This is a genomic window from Microbacterium sp. ARD32, assembly GCF_031844385.1.
GTDB lineage: Bacteria > Actinomycetota > Actinomycetes > Actinomycetales > Microbacteriaceae > Microbacterium.
The window spans coordinates 223633-243964 of record NZ_JAUZVD010000001.1; the positions used below are offsets into that span (position 1 = coordinate 223633).

A 20332-nucleotide genomic window follows, 5' to 3' on the forward strand; every position below is an offset into this window, starting at 1 on the left:
GGCATGCGCCACTAGCTCAATGGATAGAGCATCTGACTACGGATCAGAAGGTTGGGGGTTCGAGTCCCTCGTGGCGCACACTGTGTTGAGACAGTGCTGAAGTCCCCTCCGCGGAGGGGACTTCTTGTGTCTGGGGGCGGTTGCTCTGTCTCCAGGCGGAGCGCGCGGTGTGCCGTCACCGGCTGCCCGTCGGGCGGGCCGGCGAATACCGACCGATCGGTCTGCCGCGCGACGTAGGCTGGTGGTGTGACTGCGTACGTCTCGGCTTTCGACCTGTTCTCCATCGGAGTGGGGCCGTCGAGCTCGCATACGGTGGGTCCGATGCGCGCCGGCGTCGACTTCGCCGCACGACTGGAGGCCGACGGCGCGCTCGCGCGCGTCGCGCGCGTCACGTGCGAGCTGTTCGGCTCCCTGGGTGCCACGGGGCTGGGCCACGGGACGCCGGATGCCGTGGTCGCCGGGCTGCAGGGCCTGCATCCGGAGACCTGCGATCCGGACGACGTCCGGGCGGCGTGGCAGGACTGGCAGCCCGGGCAGCGCCTGAACCTGGCCGGACGGCATCCGATCGACTTCGTCAAGGACGACGTCGTGCTGGTCCCGCGCACCCGGCTCCCCGGCCACCCGAACGCGATGACCCTGCGCGCCCTGGACGCCGACGGCGCGGTCGTCGCCGAGCAGACCTACTACTCGATCGGCGGCGGGTTCATCCGCCGCGACGGCGAGCAGGCGCGGGTCACCGCGGCCGAGCAGCCCTACCCCTACACCGACGCCGCCTCGCTGCTCGCACAGTGCGACGAGCACGGCCTGTCGATCGCCGAGCTCGCGCGCATGAACGAGACGGCATCGCGCAGCGAGGAGGAGGTGGCCGCGGGCCTGGATGCGATCTGGGACGCGATGCGCTCCTGCGTCGAGGCAGGTCTGCACACCGGCGGTACGCTGCCGGGAATCCTCAAGGTCAAGCGGCGCGCGAACGACATCCGTGAGCAGCTGGAGTCGGCCGAGGCCGACGGGCACGCGCAGGTCCCCGGCGAATGGCTCGGTGCGTTCGCTCTGGCGGTCAACGAGGAGAACGCCGCGGGCGGGCGCGTCGTGACGGCGCCCACCAACGGCGCCGCGGGCATCCTTCCCGCCGTGGCGATGTACTGGTGGCGGTTCCTCGCCGATTCCGGCCTGGGCATCGGCAACGCGGTCACGCCCTACGGTGAGCTCGTCGGCAGCGCGCTGCTCGGGTTCGGCGCGGAGGCATCGCTGATCGCCGTCGGCGCCATCGATGACCCCGACGTCATCGCCGAGGCGAACCGTCGCCGCGGCATCCGTCGCTTCCTGCTCACGGCGACCGCGCTGGGATCGCTGTTCAAGGCCAACGCCTCGATCTCGGGAGCTGAGGGCGGATGCCAGGCCGAGGTCGGGTCGGCCTGCGCGATGGCCGCCGGCGGGCTGACCGCCGTAATGGGCGGCACGAACCGGCAGATCGAGAACGCCGCGGAGATCGCGATGGAGCACCACCTCGGCCTCACCTGCGACCCGATCGGCGGGCTCGTGCAGATCCCGTGCATCGAGCGGAATGCGATCGCGGCCTCCACCGCCGTCACCGCAGCGCGGCTCGCGCTGCGGGGCGACGGCGAGCACTACGTGTCGCTGGATGCCGTGGTCGAGACGATGCGGCAGACCGGACTGGACATGTCGACCAAGTACAAGGAGACCAGCGAGGGCGGTCTCGCGGTGAACGTCATCGAGTGCTGATGCTCAGAGCTGCGAGCTCGCGAGGATCGAGGCGAGCAGCCCCGGGAAGCGGGCCTCGAGGTCGTCGCGACGCAGCGTCACCCGGCGTCCCGGCCCGTTCGGCGTCGGGTCGTTGCGGATGACCCCCGCCTCCCGCAGAACTTTCATCAGGTGCGAGCGGGTCGACTTCGGCACGTTCGGGTTGTCCCGGAAGCACTCGCCGATGTCCTGCGGGCCCTGCGCGAGCTGAGCCACGATCGTCAGGCGCTCCGGGTCGCCCAGCGCCTTCAGCACCGTAGAGAGCGAGAAGTCCTCGGGCTCGGGATGCGGCAGCGCTGTCTGTCCGGACATGGTTCAATAATAGTTGAACCAGGTGCTTCCGTGTGGCATCATCGTCTAGTTCGAAAATTATGGAACTAGGAGACGATGAGCATCCAGCCCGCAGACGTCAGACCGTCGCACAGCACCACAGGATTCATCCTCACGATCGTCGCGATCGCTCTCGCGATGGCGGCGTCGACGGCGTCATCGCCGTTCTATCCGCAGATCCAAGACGCGCTGCACCTCGATATCGTGCAGATCACGCTCGTCTTCGCCGTCTACCCGGCGGGCCTGCTCGCGACACTCCTCGTGGCCGGATCGCTCTGCGACCATCTCGGGCGACGGCCGGTCGCCTTCGCCGGGCTCCTCATGCTGGCGGTCAGCCTGGCGCTGTTCGCCTGGGGCGACTCGCTCGGCATCCTCCTGGTCGCGCGCATCCTGCAGGGCATCGCCACTGCGCTCGTCGTGGCCACCGTGAGCACGTACATGGCCGAACTGGCGCCGCCGGCGCTCGCGGGCCACGTCGCGCTGGCCAACGCGGCGGGCCCGGCGGCCGGCCTCGCCATCGGCGCCGTCTTCGGCGGCATCATGCTCGATCTGGCCTCGCCGGCTCTCACCCCGACCTTCTCCGTCATGATCGTGCTGATCGTGGTCATCGCCGCGCTCGTCTGGCTGCTCCCGGAGGTCGCGCTGCGGCGCCCGGGCGTCGTCGGATCGCTGCTGCCCCGGCTACGGGTTCCCCGTGCGGCGGCGCCGACGCTGCTGCGCGTGACACCCGCGATCATCGCGTCGTGGGGAACGGGCGGTCTGTTCATCTCACTGGGCGCCCACATCGCCGCCGAGGTGTTCGAAGCGCAGAGCCACACGCTCCAGGGTGCGACAGTGGGCATTCTCGCCGCGAGCGCCACGGCGGCGACCATCGCCCTCTGGCGCTGGAGCTCCCGCACGCTGTTGATCATCGGCGCTCTCGCGCTGGCGGCGGGCACGCTGGCGAGCATCGTGGCAGTGCTCACGGCATCGGCCCTCGGGTACTTCGCGATCATCGTCGTCATCGGCGTCGGCTTCGGACTCTCCTACGCCGGCTCTCTGCGACTGGTGCTTCCTCACGTCGCTCGCGAGGATCGTGCGGGGCTGTTCTCGGTGATCTACGTCATCGCGTACCTGTCGTTCTCGGTGCCCGCCGTGATCGCCGGAGCTCTGATCTCGCTCATCGGTCTCATCCCTGCGATCATCGGCTACGGCGTCCTCGTGAGCGCCTTCGCGCTGGTCGCGCTCGTCGCGCTGCTCGTCCAGCGGCCGGGAGCCGCCCGTGCGCAGGATGCTCCTGAGCCGAGCCGCGTCGTAGGCTGACGTCATGGCGACCAGACGCGGCAGAGGGCGGCCCCCGGGCGAGTCCGACGCGCGGGAGCGCATCGCGGCGGCCGCCGTGCACGAGTTCGGCGAGCACGGGTACGACGGCGCCACCGTGCGCGCGATCGCCGCCAGGGCTGAGGTGGATGCTGCGCTCGTGCACCACTACTTCGGGTCGAAGGCCGACCTGTTCGCCGAGATCACCGACTTCCCGCTGCGGCCGGACCTCGAGGTGCCGCGGATCCTGCGCGGGCCGCGTGAGCAGGCGGGCGAGCGGATCGTGCGCTTCGTGCTCGAGGCGTTCGAGCGCCCCGACGTGCGCAAGCGCGGCGTCATCGTGCTGCGCACCGCGATCAGCGGCAAGCTGACGGCTCCGCTGGTGACGGGTTTCCTCTCCCGCGAGCTGCTGCCGCGCATCGCCACCGAGCTGGACGCCCCGGATGCTTCACTGCGGGCGTCGCTGGTCGCGTCGCAGATCGCCGGGATGCTGATCACCCGGCACGTCGTGAAGCTCCCCGCGGTGGCGGCTGCCACGGTCGATGAGCTCGTCGCTCACATCGCTCCCACGATCCAGCGCTACCTGTTCGAGTAGCACGCCGCTCGCTGCGGACTGCCCTCTGTGGGCCTTGCTCTCTCTGCCGCTCGCGGGTCCCGTTCTGCGGCATCCTGCGCCCTGAGGCAGCAAAGTGGGACCCGCGACACGCCCGATCCGACCCAGCACCCGCATCCTGACCCCGGCCTTGACGCGGAGCGCAGCGCGATGAATAATTCATCGCATGATGAATAACGCGGACGCGGTGGTGATCGAGGGACTGCACGTCAGACGCGGCCGCCACGTCGTCTTCGACGGATTGTCGCTGAGCATTCCGCGCGGCCAGGTGATCGGCCTGCTCGGTCCTTCGGGATGCGGCAAGACCACGCTGATGCGCTCCATCGTCGGCGTGCAGCGCATCAAGGACGGCACCGTGCAGGTGCTCGGCGCGCCCGCGGGCTCGCGCCGGCTGCGCAGCCGCGTCGCATACGGTACACAGGGCTCGGCGGTGTACACCGACCTCACCGTCCGCGAGAACCTGCGCTATTTCGCATCCGTGCTGGGCGCGCCCCGCGCCGACGTCGACCGCGTCATGGCGCAGGTCGGGCTCGACGAGCACGCGAACCAGGCGGTCGACGATCTGAGCGGCGGGCAGCTGAACCGCGTCTCTCTCGGTGCCGCGCTGCTCGGCTCGCCCGAGCTGGTGGTACTGGACGAGCCGACCGTCGGCCTGGACCCGGTGCTGCGGGCCGAACTGTGGGCGCTGTTCCGCGAGATCGCCGATGCGGGCACCACCATGCTCGTCTCCAGCCACGTGATGGACGAGGCGCAGCGGTGCGACCGGCTGCTGCTCATGCGCGACGGGCGGATCATCGCCGACACCACCCCGGCGCAGCTGCTGGCCGAGACCGGGCAGAAGGATGCCGAAGCGGCGTTCCTGGCGCTGATCGAGCACGACGCGGACGCGCACTCGCGAACGACGCGGCGCTCGCGAAGGGAGCAGGACCGATGACCCGCACTCTCGCCACGGCCGGCCGCGTGCTGCAGCAGCTGCGCCACGACCCGCGCTCGATCGCCCTGATGCTGATCGCCCCGAGCCTGCTGGTCGGACTCTTCGCCTGGCTGTTCGCCGATCAGGACGGCGTCTTCGACAGGTTCGGCGGGGCGATCCTGGCGCTGTTCCCCTTCATCGTGATGTTCCTGATCACCTCGATCACCACGCTGCGCGAGCGCCGCTCTGGCACCCTGGAGCGGCTGATGACGACCCCGCTCGGCAAGGCGGAGCTCATCCTGGGCTATGCGGTGGCGTTCGGGCTGATGGCGATCCTGCAGGCGGTGATCACGGTTGCCTTCGCCGTGTACATGTGCGGGCTGAGTGTGGACGGGCCGCTGTGGCAGTTGGGGGCGGTGGCGGTGGTGGATGCCGTGCTCGGCACCTCGCTCGGGCTGCTGGCCAGCGCCTTCGCCCAGACCGAGTTCCAGGCGGTGCAGTTCATGCCGCTGCTGGTGTTCCCGCAGATCATCGTGGGCGGGCTGTTCATGCCGCGCGACCAGATGCCCGACGTGCTCTACGCCATCTCGGACTGGCTGCCGCTCAGCTATGCGATCGACGCCGTGCAGGCGGTCGCTGACGGCGACGAGGGGTGGGACCTCGGCGCACCGCTGCTGGTGGTGGCCGTGTTCGCGGTCGCTTTCCTGGTGGTGGCACCGCTCACCCTGCGCCGCCGCACGCCCTGATCAGTCCCGCGCCGCCCGGCTCTTGGTGTACGGCGTCGGTGCGGCGGCCCACGGGTCCTCGGGCCAGGGATGCTTCGGGTACCGCCCCCGCATCTCCGCCCGCACCTGGGAATAGGGGCCCGACCAGAACGACGCGAGGTCGTCGGTGACGGCGAGCGGTCTTCCGGCGGGGGAGAGCAGGTGGAACAGCACCGGCACCCTGCCGTCCGCGAGTCGCGGAGTCTGCGCCCATCCGAAGCACTCCTGCAGCTTCACGGCGACCACCGGGCGGGCGTCGGGATCGCCCAGCGGCGGGTAGGCGATGCGGATGCGGCTGCCGCTGGGCACCTCGAGTCGTTCGGGCGCGAGCTCGTCGAAGCGGCTCGCGGCCGGCCAGGGCAGCAGCCGGTGCAGAGCGGATGTCAGGTCCTGCCGGCCCACCGGGGTTCCCGCCGCGAGGCTGTCGAGCTCGGGCGCCAGCCAGTCATCGAGCCGGGCGAGCAGCGCGGCATCCGACACCTCGGGCCAGGGAGCGCCGAGCTCGCGGTGCAGCAGCGCCATGCGGCGGCGCAGCGCCTCAGCGGGCTCGGCCCACGCGAGCAGATCGAGACCCTCACGCCGAAGCGCACGCCGCACGGCATCCCTCCCCTCGGTCGCGGCGGCGCGAACCGGGGTGGAGGAGAGCAGAATGGCGCCGGCGCGGCGCTCACGACGGGCCTGCACCCGTCCGCCCGAGAACTCCGCCTCGATCCGGTCGGTCATCAGGTGGCCGGCGGCCTGCTGCAGCTGCTCCGCGCCGAGCACGGCGGCGGTCCGGATGATCGCTCCGGATGCTGCCGCCGCTCGACCGTTCGCCCGGGTCACCTCGGCGACGGCCAGCCACTCGGCGTCCGCCAGCGGTCCGCGGACGCCCGCGCGGGTGCCCGATGCCAGCAGGAAGGTCGCTCCGTCGGCGGTGCGGTCCACACGGCGCGCCACGCGATCGGGAAAGGCCAGCGCGATGACGAGGCCGGTTCCGTCAGCAGCGTCCCGAGCAGTGCGCGTGCGGCCCGGTGCTGCGGCGACGAGTCGCTCCAGTCGCCGCACGTCGTGCGACCAGCCACGCGCGTCGGGTCCGCGCCCGCCCCGCAGCGCGACGATGGCGGCCGCGGCATCCCCGTCGGCCATCCGGACATCGCGGTCGAGCAGGGCGACGATCTCGGCGGCCAGCCGGTGCCCGACGAGGGGACCGCCGTCGAGCAGGGCGCGGGCCAGGCGCGGGTCGGCGGGGATGCGGGCGAGAGCGCGCCCCTGGTCCGTGGCGCGTCCCGCGTCGTCGATCGCGCCCAGAGCGTTCAGCGCGGCGAGGGCATCGGCGAGGCCGACGGCGGGGAGTGGGTCGAGCAGCCGCAGTCCGGCGCCGGCTGGTGCACCCCAGCACGCCAGCAGCAGCGCGGCGCCCGTGAGGTCGGCGGTGACGATCTCGGGCGCGGGCCGGGCCGGAGCCGCGGCGTAGGCCCGTTCGTCGACGCAGCGGACGACGGTGCCGGGTCCCTGCCTGGTGGCGCGTCCGGCGCGCTGCACGCACGAGGAGCGCGGGGCGGCCGAGGTGACCAGCCCGGTCATGCCGCGTGACGCGTCGCGCTGCGGATGCCGCGACAGGCAGGTGTCCACCACCAACCGGACGCCGGGAACGGTCAGCGAGGACTCGGCGAGCGAGGTCGTGACGATGATGCGCGGCGGCTGGCCGGGCGTGCGGCCTCGGATCACCGCGTCCTGCTCGGCCGCCGGGAGCCTGCCGTGCAGCTCGCGCACGTCGAAGCCGCCGGCCGCATCGCGGACGCGCCGGGCGATCTCGGACACCTCCCGCGCGCCCGGGGCGAAGACCAGCACGTCGGCGGCCGGATCCCGGCCGTGCACGTCCCGGGCGGCGGATGCCGTCACCTCCGCGACATGATCCAGGAACGCGCGCGTCACTCCGCGCTCGTCCAGCCGTGGTGCGGGGCTCGGCGCCCAGCGCTCGGTGAGCGGGAAGGCGGGCTCGGTGTGCTGGACGATCGGCGCCGGGGCGTCATCGGCGGCAAGCGTCCGGGCGATCCGCTCGGCATCCAGCGTGGCGGACATCGCGATGAGCACGAGGTCGTCGCGCAGTTCGCGCACCTCGCCGAGCAGGCCGATCAGCAGGTCGGTCTCGAGCGCCCGCTCATGCACCTCATCGATGACCACGGCGCTGATGCCGTCGAGGCCGGGGTCATCCAGCATCCGCCGCAGCAGCACGCCGGCGGTGACGAACTCGACGAGCGTGTCACGGCCGACCGAGCGCTCGCCGCGGACGGTGAAGCCGACCCTGCCGCCCGGCGCGGAGCCGTCGAGCTGTGCCAGTCGCCGGGCCGCGGCGCGGGCGGCGACCCGGCGCGGCTGCGTCACGATCACCCGGCCGGACGCGCGGGACGACAGCAGCGGGGGCACCAGCGTGGTCTTCCCCGTGCCGGGCGGCGCGGTGACCACCACCGTGCGGCTGATGTCCAGCGCCCTGTCGAGGTCGCCGAGGGCGGCAGCGAACGACAGTCCGTCGCCGATGCGGTCCAGATCGAACACGGAGCGCCTGCCGGTTCAGCCGGACGCGGACGGCTGCTGGGGCGGGACGGTCATCCTCCGAGTCTACGGAGCCCCCACCGGGGCCGAGGTCACGTCGTCACGACGATCTTCCCGCCCTGGTGGGCGCCGCTCGCGACGTGCGCGTGCGCGGCGGCGACCTGCTCGAAGCCGAACACGCGCTCGACGGCGGGATGCAGCGCACCGGCTCGGACGGCCGCGGCGAGGAACGCCGCCATGCGCCGGACGGCCGCCGGGTCGAGAGTGTGGTCGAAGCTGCGGTAGCGGCGGATCGTCGACGGAGCGAAGGGCAGCGGGGCGGGCCGGGGATCGAGGAACCCCGCGAGCACGAGAGCGCCGTCGGGCCGGATGCCTCGTGACAGGCTCTCCACCCCGGGGCCGCCGACGAGGTCGAACGCGATGTCGACGCCTTCGCCGCCGGTGCGGCTGAGGACCTGTTCGCCGAGGTCGCCGGCATCATGGGCGATGACGGTCGCGGCACCGGCGTCGCGCAGCAGGGTCGCCTTCCCGGCGCTGCGCGTGACGGCGATCGGCTCCGCTCCGAGATGGTTCGCGAGCTGGATCGCGGCGCGACCGACACTGCCGGAGGCGGCGGTGATCAGGATGCGGTCGCCGGGCCGCATCCGCGCGGTCTCGACCAGCGCGCCGTAGGCGGTGGAGTAGCCCACCCACACTGCGGCCGCCTCTATCGCATCGAGCCCGTCCGGGCGCGGCAGCACCCGGCTCGCGGGCACGACGACGTGGTCGGCGTAGGTTCCGCGCTCGGCGGCATCGGGAACCGCGGCGAAGATGACCGGATCGCCCACGCGCAGCGAGGCCACGTCCGGGCCGACGGCATCGACGATGCCCGATCCCTCGACGCCCAGGCGCGCGCCCGGCAGCTGCACGGGCGCGGGCGAGCTGCCGGACCGCGCCATGACATCCAGCGGGTTGACGGCGAACGCCTCGATCCGCACCCGCACCTCTCCCGCAGCCGGCGCGGCGACCGGCTCTTCGCGCACCTTCAGAACCTCCGGTCCGCCGAACTCGTCGAAGACCACCACTCGTGACATCGTCATTCCTCTCCTCGGGACGGGCATCCCGTGAATCACGTTAGGAAGCGACGTGTTACCCGGTGGTAACCTCGGGCGCGTGCAGAACGAGCATGCCGGCGGTCTCCTGGTCGACTGCCCCACCCGGTTCGCGGTCGAGATCATCGCCGACAAGTGGTCGGTGCTCGTGCTGTTCGCGCTCGGCCAGCGGCCGCGTCGGCACGGCGAGCTCATCGAGGTGATCGGCGGCGTCTCGCGCAAGGTGCTGACGCACGCTCTTCGACGTCTGCAGGAGTACGGTCTCGTCGATCGTCGTGCACAGGGGCGGCACGTGGAGTACTCGCTGACACCCATCGGCGAGACTCTCATCGAGCCCATCGACGCGCTCACGTCGTGGGCGCGGGACAACGGCTCGGCGATCCTCGACTTCCAGGCCGACGCCTGACGTCGCCCCCGCGCCGTCTCCCCCGTCAGTCGGAGGCGGGTTCCGGCGCGGCGCTCGCCGCAGCATCCTTCGCCTGGGCGACACCGGCGCCGAAGCCTCGGCCGACTGCCTGACCCTGGATGAGCGCGGCCAGGTCGAGGCCGGTGGCGGCGTTCACGCTGTCGAAGACGGCGCGCATGGCGCGGGCATTGTCCCCGCCGACGACACCGGAGGCGCCGTCCTCGCCGGAGCCGCCGATGATCGACACGCTGCCGATGGTGGCGTAGCCCTTGGCGAACTCGGTCATGAGCGACGGCAGCACCTCGAGCACCCGCTGCGACAGGAAGGCCTCCTGGTTGGAGGCGATCGCCTTGGCCTCTGCCTCGACGGCGGCGGCACGGGCTTCGCCCTCGGTGCGGATGGCCTCTGCTTCGGCGCTGGCGCGCAGACGGCGGGCCTCGGCCTCGGCCTCGGCCTGTGCGCGCAGCGCGGCCGCCTCGCCGGCGGCGCGAGCCTTGTCGGCCTCGGCCTGCTGCTCGGCGATGCGGGTGCGGGCCTCGGCCTGCTTCACCTGCTCGATCGCGGCGGCCTCGGCGGACTTCTCGCGCGTGAACAGGTCGGCCTGGGCGCGGGTCTCCGCCTCGTAGCGCTGGGCGTCGGCGACGCGCTTCACGTCGGCATCCAGCTGCGCCTGCTTGTTCTCCGCCTGCTGCTGGAGGACCGCCTGCTCGGCCTGTGCCCGGGCCAGCTGCTCGGCCTGCTCGGCCTCGGCGCGCGCCCGGCCGATGCCGGCGTTCGCGTTGGCGGTGTTGGTGTCGAGCGCGGTCTGCTCGATCAGGTTGGCTTCCTGGTTGGCGATGTTCTTCTGGTTGATCGCGCGGTCGGCGTTGGTCTGCGAGATCTCGGCCGCCTGACGCTTGGCCTGGATCTCGGGCGCGCCCAGCGACTGGATGTAGCCGACCTTGTCGGTGATGCCCTTGATCTGGAAGGAGTCGAGGATCAGCCCCTGCTCCGCGAGCTCGCCGGAGATGTCGGAGCCGATCTGCTCGGAGAACTTCTTGCGCTCGCGCATCAGCTCGACGACGGACAGCTTCGCGACGATGCCGCGCAGTGCGCCCTCCAGCTGCTCGGTGGTGAACTGCTCGATGGCCTTGTCCTGCGAGGCGAAGCGCTCTGCGGCGCGACGCACGTAGAGGGGGTCGGAGCCGATCTTCACGATCGCGACGCCGTCGACGTTCAGCGTGACGCTGTCCAGCGACTGCGCCTCAGCATTCAGTGACACCTGACGCGAGCGCAGCGAGATGATCTCGTGACGCTGCGTGATCGGGTTGACCAGTGACTTGCCGTTGACGATCACCGTGACGGGCGATTCGCCGAGCTCGGAGCTGGTGCTGCCGTCCGCGTTGATGATCGCGCGCTGCACCTTCTGCTTGCGACCCGAGATGACCAGGGCCTCGTCGGCTCGGGCGACCTTGATCCAGCTGCGTGCGAACAGCAGCAGGACCAGTCCGACGATGACGACACCGACGACGGCGACGCCGACGATGATCAGGATGCCGAGTGCTCCGGCGATCTCCATAGAAGTGCCTTTCCCCTCACAGGTGGATTCAGCATCCACCTTGCCAGAGATCGGGAAGCGGTGGACAGACTTGGCCCCTGAGTGAGCGAAGCGGGACGAAGGACTATCTGCCGCGCAGCTTCTCCGTCAGCTCGAGCAGCGCTCGCAGCTCGTCGTCATCGAGCTTGGACATCCGCTCGGCGATCGAGCGCCCGTGCGCAGCGGCCAGCGTGCGGAACGCCCGCGCCCCGGCATCCGTCGCGGTGACCAAGGCGCCGCGTCCGTCGTCGGGGTCGGACGCCTTCGTCACCAGTTCTCGCGACACCATCCGATCGATCAGGCGGGAGACGCTGGGCTGGCTGATGAGGGACTTCGCGGTGATGTCGCGCAGGCGCGCGGTCATCTCGCAGGAGCGCACCACGGTGAGCAGCACGTCGTACTCGGCCTGCGTGATCGGTGCGCCCTCGAAGTCAGCGGTCATCTCGCCGAAGAGCTCGTGCTGGGCCCGGAACAGGCTCTCCCAGGCCTGCATGGCGAGCTGGCGATCGGTCATGGTCTTCAGCGTAGTGTCGGGCGCGGACATCGGGGCGGACGCAAAGTAAGGGCCGGTCGGAGAGGCTTCCGACCGGCCCTTGTCCCTTGCACCAAGAGTGTCCTGCAATCACATGCGGTTCATGCCACAGCAAACATTCACCGTGTGATGAGCATATAACGGCGAGGTAACGAATGCAACGGTTTGGTCACGGATCTGTCTTACTCTCGGAGCATGACCTTCACACGCACCGGCGTGCGCCGGTTTCAGCGCGCACCGAGCTCATGGGCTCTGATGCTTGCGGCGACCGCGCTCACAGGCGGCGCGATCGCGCTGGTCTGGCTGGTGGCGGTCCCGTGGGGACCGATGGTCTGCCCCGCGATCTATCCCGCGCCAAGGAACTGCTTCGCGTCGGACCGCGCCGGCACGGCGCTCGTGTCGACGGTCATCGTGATTGTGCTCTACCTGGCGACGATGGCGACGGCACTCGTCGGGCGTCGCGTCCGCGCGCTGACGATAGCGGGCGTCGTGCTGCTCGCGGCCGCAGCCGTGGTCTCGCACCTCGCGGTCGTCTGGATTCTCGGATTCACGCTCTGACGCCCAGGCTCCCGCCCTCCTCGGTAGGCGCATGCGCGCCGGCTCACGCTTCCGCGTATCGCGGCAGCTCGATGTCGGCGGACTTGCTGAACTGCTTCTGCATGAAGCCGCGCATCGGCCATCGCATCGCCCAGGCCATCGACGCCTGCATCAGCCGGATCGCCGGTGCCGTCATCGGGGCGTACCCGCCAGCCCCGCCGGCGAGCTCCTGAGCGCCGTCGGCATAGGGGCGCACGACACGGTCGTACTCGGCGAACCCCGTGGCGTGGTCGTCGCCGCCGCCGAGCTCTCCGGCCAGCACGTAGGCACCGACCAGTGCCACGCTGGTGCCCAGGCCACTGAGCGGGGTGGGGCAGGCCGCGGCATCCCCGACCAGAGCGATCCTGCCGATCCACCAGCGTGACATCCTCACCTTGCCCATCGAGTCGAACGAGAAATCGGATGCCGAATGCGCGGCTTCGAGCAGCCGCGGCACGTGCCATCCGACGCCCGCGAAGCGGTCTTCGAGCAGCGCGAGCTGAGACGCGCGATCGCGCCGATCGTATGAGACGCGTACGCCTGGTCGAGTGCGAAAGCTCAGCGCAGCCTTGGACTCCTCCGGCCGGCGACCCGGACGGATCGAGGCGACCAGGCCGCCGCGATGGTTGTACAGCTGGTACCAGTCGTCGAGGCCATCGAACGCGGGAGCAGTGAACCAGGCGGTGTACAGGCCGAGCGGATGCACGGCTTCGTCCTCCATGCCGAAGGCGATCGTCCGTACGGTCGAATGCAGACCGTCGGCGCCGATCACGAAATCGAATCGCCGCTGCGGCATGCCGCGGAAGGTGACGTTCACCCCGTGCGCATCCTGCGCGAGCCCGGTGATCGTGTCGCCGAAGATCCACTCGACGTCCTCGCGCAGCCGGCAGTGCAGCAGTTCGACCAGGTCGCCGCGCAGTATCTCGATCTCGGAGATGAACCCCTCTCCGCCGAAGGCGTCCGCAGGCATGGCGGCCCGTACTCTGCTCTCGGCATCCACCCACGACATGCCGGCCTGTGTCAGGCCCAGCTCTCGCGCCTCGTCCAGCAGGCCCATGCGCTGCACCACCTCACGTCCGGCGCCGCGCAGATCCACCGCCTGACCGCCCGACCGCGGACGTGCCGCGATCTCGACGATCGTCACGGCGAATCCGTTGCGCTGCAGCCAGTAGGCGCTGGTCAGACCCGCGATGCTGGCACCGGAGATGAGCACTCGTTTCCTGTTCATGCGTTGAAGGTACGAACGCGCCGGATTCACGAGCAAGCACGTACTAGTACGGATCGATGACGCCGAACGAACGGCCGCGCAGCAGCAGGAGGATCGAGGTTGCCGGCGCCGGTGTTCTAGTACAGGATGACGAGGATGGGAACCTCCTCTGCCGAGATCGCGACCTATTTGCGCTCTCAGATTCTCGCCGGCGAGCTGCGGCCCGGCGATGCGCTTCCCTCAGCCAGGGAGATCACCCGCACCTGGGGCGTGGCGATCGCCACGGCCAGCCGGGTGCATGCGCTGCTGCGCGCCGAGGGGCTGGCCACCCCGGTCCGCGGGGTCGGCACAGTCGTCAGGACCCCGGCATCCGCCGCCCGCTCTCGATCCGTTCGGATGGCGGGCTCGAGCAGCGCACGACGCGAGAACGAGTCCGACGCCGCTGCCGCGGTCCGCATCGTCACGGCGGCCGTCTCGATCGCCGACGTCGAGGGGATCGGATCGCTGTCGACGCGCAGAGTCGCGCACGCGGTGCAGCTGCCGCCGACGCTGCTGAACCGGCTCCACCCGACCAGGGAGGACCTGGTCGCGGGAATGCTGGAACGCACCCTGCGGGAGTGGTCACCGGAGCCGGTCACCGGATGCTGGCACGATGACCTCATCGCCGGACATCTCGAGCTGTGGCGGGTGTTCCGGCGTCACCCGTGGGCGGCGCCGGAGCTGTCCATCACCAGACCGCAGCTGATACCCGGCGCGCTCGCCTTCGCCGAGTGGGCGATCAGAACACTCACCCAGGCCGGCATCAGCCCGGAAGACGCTCTGGAGACGCACATCCTGCTGTTCCTGCAGGCAAGGGGCACGGCGATTCTTCTCGAACCCGAGGAGGAGGCCGAGTCGGTCACCGGAATGGATGCCGACACCTGGGTCGACGGCAGACTCGACACCCTCCGAGAGCTCAGCTCGACCGAGAACCATGCTGCGCTGCGGTCACTGGTCGGCTCGGGATACGCGCTCGACCTGGATCGCGCCTATGACCGCGGACTCCGTCTTCTCGTGGACGGAATCGCGTCTCGTATCCGGAGCGCGCAGTGAACGGTGCGAGCACTCGCGACCCGAGAGGGGCCGTGTGCTAGCCTGCCGAGGCGATGCGGCCGCATTGCATCCGACTCCCCGACCAGAACCGTGAATGCCCCATGCTCAACGGCGCCGCCTCGGCTGATGACCTGCTCGATGTCGACCCCATGATGATCCCGACGATCATGGCCCTGGCGGTGATCGTCTTCGTCGTGCTCCGGCGGCTGCGTCCCACGAAGGTGAGGCCTGTCGGGCTCATCCTGCTGCCGGTGATCGTGCTGCTGTTCGGTGTCGCCATCGCGGTGCCGGCCGCCATGCCGTGGCCGATCCTGCATCCCATCGATGCCGCCGTGCTGCTCGCCGATCTCGCCGTCTCGGTGGGACTGGGTGTGGCTCGCGGAAACAGCATCCGCATCGACTCCGGCGCCGACGGCATCCGCTACCGCTACACCGCTCCCACAGTGGCGCTGTGGGCGGCATCCATCGCCGCGCGGTTCGCGATCGGCACTGCAGGCGCCGCCCTCGGGGCCGTTCCGCTTCTGACCAGCGCGGCGGTGCTGGGGATGCTCGGTCTGTCGCTGATCAGCCAGAACAGCACACTGCTCGTCCGCATCCGCCGCTCTGGTGCCGGTCGCGCCGCTCAGATCAGCGCGAGCACCGGACCCTCGTGGGCCGCACGGTAGATCCGATTGCGGATGGCGTTCGCCTCATCCGCCGTCAGCGTGCTCTTCCGGCATTCCCGGTCCTCGCGAGGCTGTCGCCGCATCGGGTTCCGCACCGCACGCGTCGCAGACGATCCGCCCGTGGACTTCGCCTGTGCATCCGTCGTGCCGGTAGATGATCGGCGGGCCGTCTGGTGCGGCCCAGCGGTCGCCCCAGTCGGTGAGCGCGACGAGCGCTCCGCGCAGGTCGCGGCCCTTCTCGGTGAGCAGGTACTCCGCGGTCGCGGCCGACGACGACCGCTCCATCACGCCGGCGGTGACGAGGCCGTCCAAGCGTGCGGCGAGCACGTTGGTGGCGATTCCCAGTCGGCGCTGGAAGTCGCCGAATCGCGTGGCTCCGGCGAAGAGCGCGTTGCGAATGATCAGAAGAGTCCAGCGCTCGCCGACGATCTCCAGCGACCGCGCGATGGAGCACACCTCGCCGTCATACGTTCTGCCCAGCATGCCGTCCATTCTACTCCAGACACTTGCATCATAAAAGTGAGTGTGCGAGGGTGGACCCGCTTGCATGACGCAAGTAATCGATCCGCCGATGTGAGGACCAGATATGACGACAGCAGCAGCCGACTACACCTTCTCCTACGAGGTGCCGCAGTCCCCAAGAGAGGTGTACGACGCCGTCGTCGACGTGCGCGGCTGGTGGTCGCAGCGCATCACGGGCGACACCGACCGACTCGGCGAGTTCGTCTACGAGGTGCCAGGCATCCACCGGACCCGTGCGCGCATCACCGATCTCGCGCCGGGCAGGCGGGTCGTGTGGCGCGTCATCGAGAACTGGTTCGCGTCCGACCCGGATGTCGATGAGTGGGCCGGCACCGACATCGTGTTCGACATCGCACCGACCGAAGGCGGATCGCGGCTGACCTTCACTCATCTCGGCCTGACGCCAGAGCTGGATTGCTTCGACCGATGCTCTGTGGGCTGGTCTCGTCACGCGCTGGAGAGCCTGCGCAAGCTCATCACCACGGGAACCGGAGCGCCGATCACGCCCGCTGACGAGACCGCGCTGCAGAGCGCGTAGACGAAACGATGGCAACGTTCATCCTCATTCCCGGCGCGTGGCACGGTTCCTGGGCCTTCGAAGCCGTGACTCCGCTGCTGGAGGCCGCGGGGCACACTGTGCACGCGCTGACGCTCACCGGCCTGGGGCCCGATCACGACGAGGCGACGGTGGCGCGTGCGAACCTCGATACGCACGCCGATGATGTCATCCGGGTGCTGGACGCCTTCGACATCGCCGAGGCGACGCTCGTCGGGCACAGCTACGGCGGGATGGTGATCACGGCGGCTGCGGATCGCGCGGCCGAACGCATCTCCCGCCTGGTCCATCTCGACGCGTACGTCCCTCGCGACGGCGACTCCTGCTGGTCGTTGACGACGGATGCCTACCGGCAGTCCTTCATCGATGGCGCAAGTGAGACGGGTCACTCCGTCCGGCCGCCGTTCCGGGCCCCGAGCGGCGGCGAGCCTCGTCGACGCCCGCATCCGATGGCCTCGTTCGTTCAGCGTATCCGGCTGACCGGAGCTCTCGAGAGCATCCCCCGGCGCGACTTCATATACTGCTCCGGGTGGGAGGACGCAACTCCCTTCGCAGATCTGCGTACCCGTCTCGAAGCCGATCCGGGCTGGCAGGTGCATGACATCTCGACCGGCCACAACGCGATGCGGGAAGCCCCGGAGACAGTCGCCGAACTGCTGATCGACCCACCAGCATGAAAAGGGAGTGCCCATGACCTGGCCGATCGGATACCTGATCACCGTCACCATCCTGGCGTGGTGCACCTTCTTCGCCTGCGTCGCTCCGCGTCGTCCCAACCTGCTGGCGAAGTCGAGCTGGCTGTTCGGCATGATCGTCAACGAGGTGCCGTTTCTGGCCGCGTACTTCCTGATCGCCTCCACTGCTCTCGCGGCTTCCGAGGGCGACCTTCGCTCCGCTCCCGGACGGGTGGCAGCAGTGTTCGCCGCCGTTGTGCTCGCCGGCCTCGTGGTCATCGCCTGGCGAGGCATCCGATCCGATCGCGCCGTCGCACGCGCGCTGAACAAAGGGCTCGGAACCGACTGGCGCGACCGCGTGCAGGTTCCGCTGCGCCGGCACCGGCCCTGGCTGCGCATCCTGCTGGCCCCGTTCTGGCAGCGGCGACCCGACGTGCAGCGGATCAGGGACATCGCGTACGGCGATGCCGGCCGCCGCAATCTGCTGGACGTCTACCGGCGCAGGGATGCGCCGTCGAACGCGCCCGTGCTCATCTACTTTCACGGCGGAGGCTTCACCACCGGACGCAAGAGCCATGAGGCGAGGCCTCTGCTGACCTGGCTCGCCAGTCGCGGATGGGTCTGCATCAGCGCGAACTATCGCCTGCGTCCGGAGGTGGACTATCCCGAGCACCAGATCGACGCGAAGAAGGTCATCGCGTGGGTGCGCGAGCACGCAGACAGCTACGGCATGGACCCGGCGCGGCTGTTCGTCTCGGGCAGCTCCGCGGGCGCGAACCTGGCGGGCCTGTGCGCGTTCACCCCGAACGCCCCCGAGTTCCAGCCCGGCTTCGAAGAGGTCGACACCGCCGTCACGGGTGCGATCCTGCTGTACGGCTATTACGGGCGCTACTTCGGCGAAGCGCCCGACGAACCGGGCTCCGTCCTGCAGCCGCAGGGCCATTTCACCGGTCGCACACCGCCGCTGTTCATCGCACACGGCACCAGCGACGGCTGGGGCACAGTGGAGGCGGCCAGGCATGTCGCCGAGCTCACGCGGGCATCCGGTCGCAACACCGTCGTCTACGCCGAGCTGCCCGGCGGCCAGCACTCCTTCGACGTGTTCCACTCGCCGCGGTTCGAGGCCGTCGTCGACGGCGTCGAGGCGTTCACCGCGTGGGTGCTCGCCCAGGACCGCTCCGCTGTCGTCGGAGGGCAGGCATGATCCCCGGGCTGACGCCCTCCGGCGTGGCGGTGTTCTGCGTCGCCGCACTGGCCCTGGCGATGATGCCAGGGCCGAACGTCGTGTTCCTCGTCACGACCTCTCTCACCCGCGGTCCACGGGCGGCGTGGCGTTCCGCGATCGGCGTGGAGACCGCAACGCTGCTCTTCGCCGTCGCGACCGCGGCGGGGCTGGGCGTGATCATCGCGACGAGTGCCGTCCTGTTCCAGCTGCTGAAATGGGTGGGCGTCGGATACCTGATCTGGCTGGGCATCCGCAGCCTCCGTCTGCGGACGGATGCCCAGGGGCAGACCGAACCGCCGGACGAGTCCTGGCCGCGTGCATACGCCCGCGGGTTCCTTCTCGGCGTGGCGAACCCGAAGGTGATCCTGTTCTTCCTGGCGTTCCTGCCGCAGTTCGTCGATCCCGCGCATCCGGTGTGGCCGCAGCTGCTCGCTCTCGGGGTCGTCTTCGCGGTCATCGGGCTGCTCTGCGACCTGTTCTACTGTCTCGCCGCAGGCGGCGTGGGTCGCGCTGTCGGCCGTCGGGTCTCCGGTGGCCGGATGCTCAGACGCGCGCCCGCGCTGGCATACTTCGGGCTCGCGGCCTGGGCTGCGACGACGCAGCAGCATCCTGCGTGATCGCCGAGTCGACGAGGCGCGGCGGGGTGGCACTCGGGCGGGGAAGCGCGCGACGCTGCGGTTGGTAGATTCGCATCATGGCCCCGAGCGATTCCACGATGCGTCGCGTCAGGATCACGCTGCGCAAGCCGTGGTTCGCGCTGTACGGATTCGTCCGCCCGACGCTTGTCATCGCGGGCCGAGGGCAGCCGAGCCAATGGGGCACGGGCACCTGGCAGATGCCCGCAGGCGAGTCCGTGCGCGTGGCCGTGTTCCTGTTCAACAGGATCTGGCGCTTCGGGCGCGCGGAGGTCGTTCTGGAGCCTGATCATGCTCCCGAGTTCGAATACCGCGCACCCGCGCTCCCGTTCCTGTCCGGTCGGATCAGCGCACGGCCGACGACGGCTCGGTGAACGCCGGTGCCGATCTGTTCTCGCCGCGCGACCTGGCAACCCCGCTGAAGCGCCTCATCGGCGGTGATATCCCGCGCACGCCCGTCCTGCTCGGGCGGTGACCCGCCCGGAGCCTTCCGAGCCTGACAGCCGCGGTCACCGCATCCCGCGGGCCAGCTCCTGCATGTGCGCGTGCTCCTCGAACATCCCGGGGTTGTGAATCCGCGAGTCGGAAGACTCGCCCCGAACCGTCATGTCGTCGATGTAGCGGCGGTCGGCCTCGAGCCTGGCGGGCGCGTCAGCACCGACGTTCCCGTGGCCGGGAATGATCACCTCCGCCTGGGCGACGTACGGTGCCAGGCGGTCGAGTGCGTGGACGTACGCGGGCAGATCGTCCGGATGAAACGGCAGCGGCAGCTCGACGTCGCTGAGCATGTCGCCCGCGATCAGCACGCGCTGCGCGGGCAGCCACAGCGCGGTGTGGCCCGGTGCATGACCGTCGTGGATGATCAGCTCGATCTCGATCCCGGTCGGTGTCGACTCGGAGGGGACGCCGGTGTCGACGCTGCGCACCCGGCCCATCAGCTCCACCAGAGCTTCGGGGAAGTCGTCGCCGAGGAACTGGATGAGTGCCTCCCGCTCGGATGCCGCCAGCGCGGCCGTTCTCGCGGAGGCCCAGCGTGGAGCCGCGCCGAATCCCGGATGCCAGAGCAGATGATCCTGGTGCGCGTGCGTGGCGAACCCGCCGATCACGCGCAGGGACCGCCGGCGGATCGCGCCGGCCAGCGCGTCGAGCTCGTCGGGCATCCACGCGGGGTCGATCAGCAGGGCATCCGATCCGCCGACCAGCAGCGTCGAGTTCGTAGACATCCTCCGGCTGGTGGCGACCAGCACTCCGGGTGTCACTTCACGCAGTCGGGTCACCCCACCATCCTGACAGGGCTTTCGAACCGGCCGCCGATCGGCGACGGCTCCCGGGTCCGAACGCTTCGTCCCCCATCGAAACG

Annotated in this window: 22 protein-coding genes and 1 tRNA gene; 15 read left to right on the plus strand and 8 right to left on the minus strand. The window is 70.2% G+C overall.

Translation table 11 applies throughout. From position 1 onward, the window contains the following. Positions 1-5: 5 nt before the first annotated feature. Together Q9R19_RS00985 and Q9R19_RS00990 are read left to right on the plus strand one after the other, a co-directional pair. Positions 6-78, plus strand: a tRNA-Arg gene (locus Q9R19_RS00985). Positions 79-246: 168 nt separating this feature from the next. Then, positions 247-1743, plus strand: coding sequence for an L-serine ammonia-lyase, iron-sulfur-dependent, subunit alpha (locus Q9R19_RS00990; protein ID WP_311254485.1), 1497 nt, complete (start codon positions 247-249; stop codon positions 1741-1743). 3 nt (positions 1744-1746) lie between these two features. On the opposite strand, the gene Q9R19_RS00995 is transcribed toward Q9R19_RS00990, so the two are convergent. After that, entirely contained in the window at positions 1747-2073 is a 327-nt protein-coding gene (locus Q9R19_RS00995) for an ArsR family transcriptional regulator (RefSeq protein WP_311254486.1), read from the minus strand. A 75-nt stretch (positions 2074-2148) separates the two neighbouring features. On the opposite strand from Q9R19_RS00995, the gene Q9R19_RS01000 reads away from it, so the two are divergent. The 4 genes from Q9R19_RS01000 (at position 2149) to Q9R19_RS01015 (ending at position 5662) form a co-directional block, all read left to right on the plus strand. Next, positions 2149-3393: an MFS transporter gene (locus tag Q9R19_RS01000; protein ID WP_311254487.1), complete on the plus strand. Its 1245-nt coding sequence runs from the start codon at positions 2149-2151 to the stop codon at positions 3391-3393. A gap of 4 nt (positions 3394-3397) precedes the next feature. Beyond that, the gene (locus tag Q9R19_RS01005; RefSeq protein ID WP_311254488.1) at positions 3398-3985 is read left to right on the plus strand and encodes a TetR family transcriptional regulator; all 588 of its coding nucleotides are present in this window, start codon (positions 3398-3400) and stop codon (positions 3983-3985) included. 184 nt (positions 3986-4169) lie between these two features. Continuing rightward, the gene (locus Q9R19_RS01010) at positions 4170-4937 is read left to right on the plus strand and encodes an ABC transporter ATP-binding protein (protein ID WP_311254489.1); all 768 of its coding nucleotides are present in this window, start codon (positions 4170-4172) and stop codon (positions 4935-4937) included. Continuing rightward, positions 4934-5662, plus strand: coding sequence for an ABC transporter permease (locus tag Q9R19_RS01015; RefSeq protein ID WP_311254490.1), 729 nt, complete (start codon positions 4934-4936; stop codon positions 5660-5662). The genes Q9R19_RS01010 and Q9R19_RS01015 overlap by 4 nt, the downstream gene beginning before the upstream one ends. Here the strand turns inward: Q9R19_RS01015 and hrpB are convergent, their stop codons facing one another. Both hrpB and Q9R19_RS01025 read right to left on the minus strand, forming a co-directional pair. Beyond that, positions 5663-8218 (minus strand): ATP-dependent helicase HrpB, encoded by a 2556-nt coding sequence (gene hrpB / locus Q9R19_RS01020; protein WP_311254491.1) that lies wholly within the window; start codon positions 8216-8218, stop codon positions 5663-5665. Positions 8219-8307: 89 nt separating this feature from the next. Next, positions 8308-9294, minus strand: coding sequence for a zinc-dependent alcohol dehydrogenase family protein (locus Q9R19_RS01025; RefSeq protein WP_311254492.1), 987 nt, complete (start codon positions 9292-9294; stop codon positions 8308-8310). 73 nt (positions 9295-9367) lie between these two features. Between Q9R19_RS01025 and Q9R19_RS01030 the strand changes: the two genes are divergently transcribed. Beyond that, entirely contained in the window at positions 9368-9712 is a 345-nt protein-coding gene (locus tag Q9R19_RS01030) for a helix-turn-helix domain-containing protein (protein ID WP_311254493.1), read from the plus strand. A gap of 25 nt (positions 9713-9737) precedes the next feature. On the opposite strand, the gene Q9R19_RS01035 is transcribed toward Q9R19_RS01030, so the two are convergent. Both Q9R19_RS01035 and Q9R19_RS01040 read right to left on the minus strand, forming a co-directional pair. Beyond that, on the minus strand, positions 9738-11270 hold the full coding sequence (locus tag Q9R19_RS01035; protein ID WP_311254494.1) for an SPFH domain-containing protein: 1533 nt from the start codon (positions 11268-11270) through the stop codon (positions 9738-9740). Positions 11271-11373: 103 nt separating this feature from the next. After that, positions 11374-11802, minus strand: a complete 429-nt coding sequence (locus Q9R19_RS01040) for a MarR family transcriptional regulator (RefSeq protein WP_311254495.1) — start codon at positions 11800-11802, stop codon at positions 11374-11376. Between the two features lie 213 nt (positions 11803-12015). Between Q9R19_RS01040 and Q9R19_RS01045 the strand changes: the two genes are divergently transcribed. After that, complete coding sequence (locus Q9R19_RS01045; protein ID WP_311254496.1) at positions 12016-12378, plus strand: hypothetical protein; 363 nt, start codon at positions 12016-12018, stop codon at positions 12376-12378. A 43-nt stretch (positions 12379-12421) separates the two neighbouring features. Here Q9R19_RS01045 and Q9R19_RS01050 read toward each other — a convergent pair whose 3' ends face one another. Then, entirely contained in the window at positions 12422-13624 is a 1203-nt protein-coding gene (locus tag Q9R19_RS01050; RefSeq protein WP_311254497.1) for an FAD-dependent monooxygenase, read from the minus strand. Between the two features lie 135 nt (positions 13625-13759). On the opposite strand from Q9R19_RS01050, the gene Q9R19_RS01055 reads away from it, so the two are divergent. Continuing rightward, positions 13760-14695: a GntR family transcriptional regulator gene (locus Q9R19_RS01055; protein ID WP_311254498.1), complete on the plus strand. Its 936-nt coding sequence runs from the start codon at positions 13760-13762 to the stop codon at positions 14693-14695. Between the two features lie 101 nt (positions 14696-14796). Further along, positions 14797-15360 carry a hypothetical protein gene (locus Q9R19_RS01060; protein ID WP_311254499.1) on the plus strand — a complete coding sequence of 188 codons (564 nt, stop codon included), beginning with the start codon at positions 14797-14799 and terminating at the stop codon, positions 15358-15360. 24 nt (positions 15361-15384) lie between these two features. Here Q9R19_RS01060 and Q9R19_RS01065 read toward each other — a convergent pair whose 3' ends face one another. Next, positions 15385-15843 (minus strand): helix-turn-helix domain-containing protein, encoded by a 459-nt coding sequence (locus Q9R19_RS01065; RefSeq protein ID WP_311254500.1) that lies wholly within the window; start codon positions 15841-15843, stop codon positions 15385-15387. A 103-nt stretch (positions 15844-15946) separates the two neighbouring features. Between Q9R19_RS01065 and Q9R19_RS01070 the strand changes: the two genes are divergently transcribed. The 5 genes from Q9R19_RS01070 to Q9R19_RS01090 all read left to right on the plus strand — a co-directional run bounded on the left by Q9R19_RS01070 (position 15947) and on the right by Q9R19_RS01090 (position 19346). Then, positions 15947-16420: an SRPBCC domain-containing protein gene (locus Q9R19_RS01070; protein ID WP_311254501.1), complete on the plus strand. Its 474-nt coding sequence runs from the start codon at positions 15947-15949 to the stop codon at positions 16418-16420. An 8-nt stretch (positions 16421-16428) separates the two neighbouring features. After that, positions 16429-17115 carry an alpha/beta fold hydrolase gene (locus tag Q9R19_RS01075; RefSeq protein ID WP_311254502.1) on the plus strand — a complete coding sequence of 229 codons (687 nt, stop codon included), beginning with the start codon at positions 16429-16431 and terminating at the stop codon, positions 17113-17115. Positions 17116-17128: 13 nt separating this feature from the next. Then, positions 17129-18316 (plus strand): alpha/beta hydrolase, encoded by a 1188-nt coding sequence (locus Q9R19_RS01080; RefSeq protein ID WP_311254503.1) that lies wholly within the window; start codon positions 17129-17131, stop codon positions 18314-18316. Beyond that, positions 18313-18954, plus strand: a complete 642-nt coding sequence (locus Q9R19_RS01085; protein ID WP_311254504.1) for a LysE family translocator — start codon at positions 18313-18315, stop codon at positions 18952-18954. Before Q9R19_RS01080 ends, Q9R19_RS01085 begins: the two co-directional genes overlap by 4 nt. Positions 18955-19031: 77 nt before the next feature. Next, entirely contained in the window at positions 19032-19346 is a 315-nt protein-coding gene (locus Q9R19_RS01090) for a hypothetical protein (RefSeq protein WP_311254505.1), read from the plus strand. A 135-nt stretch (positions 19347-19481) separates the two neighbouring features. Here Q9R19_RS01090 and Q9R19_RS01095 read toward each other — a convergent pair whose 3' ends face one another. Then, entirely contained in the window at positions 19482-20249 is a 768-nt protein-coding gene (locus Q9R19_RS01095) for an MBL fold metallo-hydrolase (protein ID WP_311254506.1), read from the minus strand. Between the last annotated feature and the right edge of the window lie 83 nt (positions 20250-20332).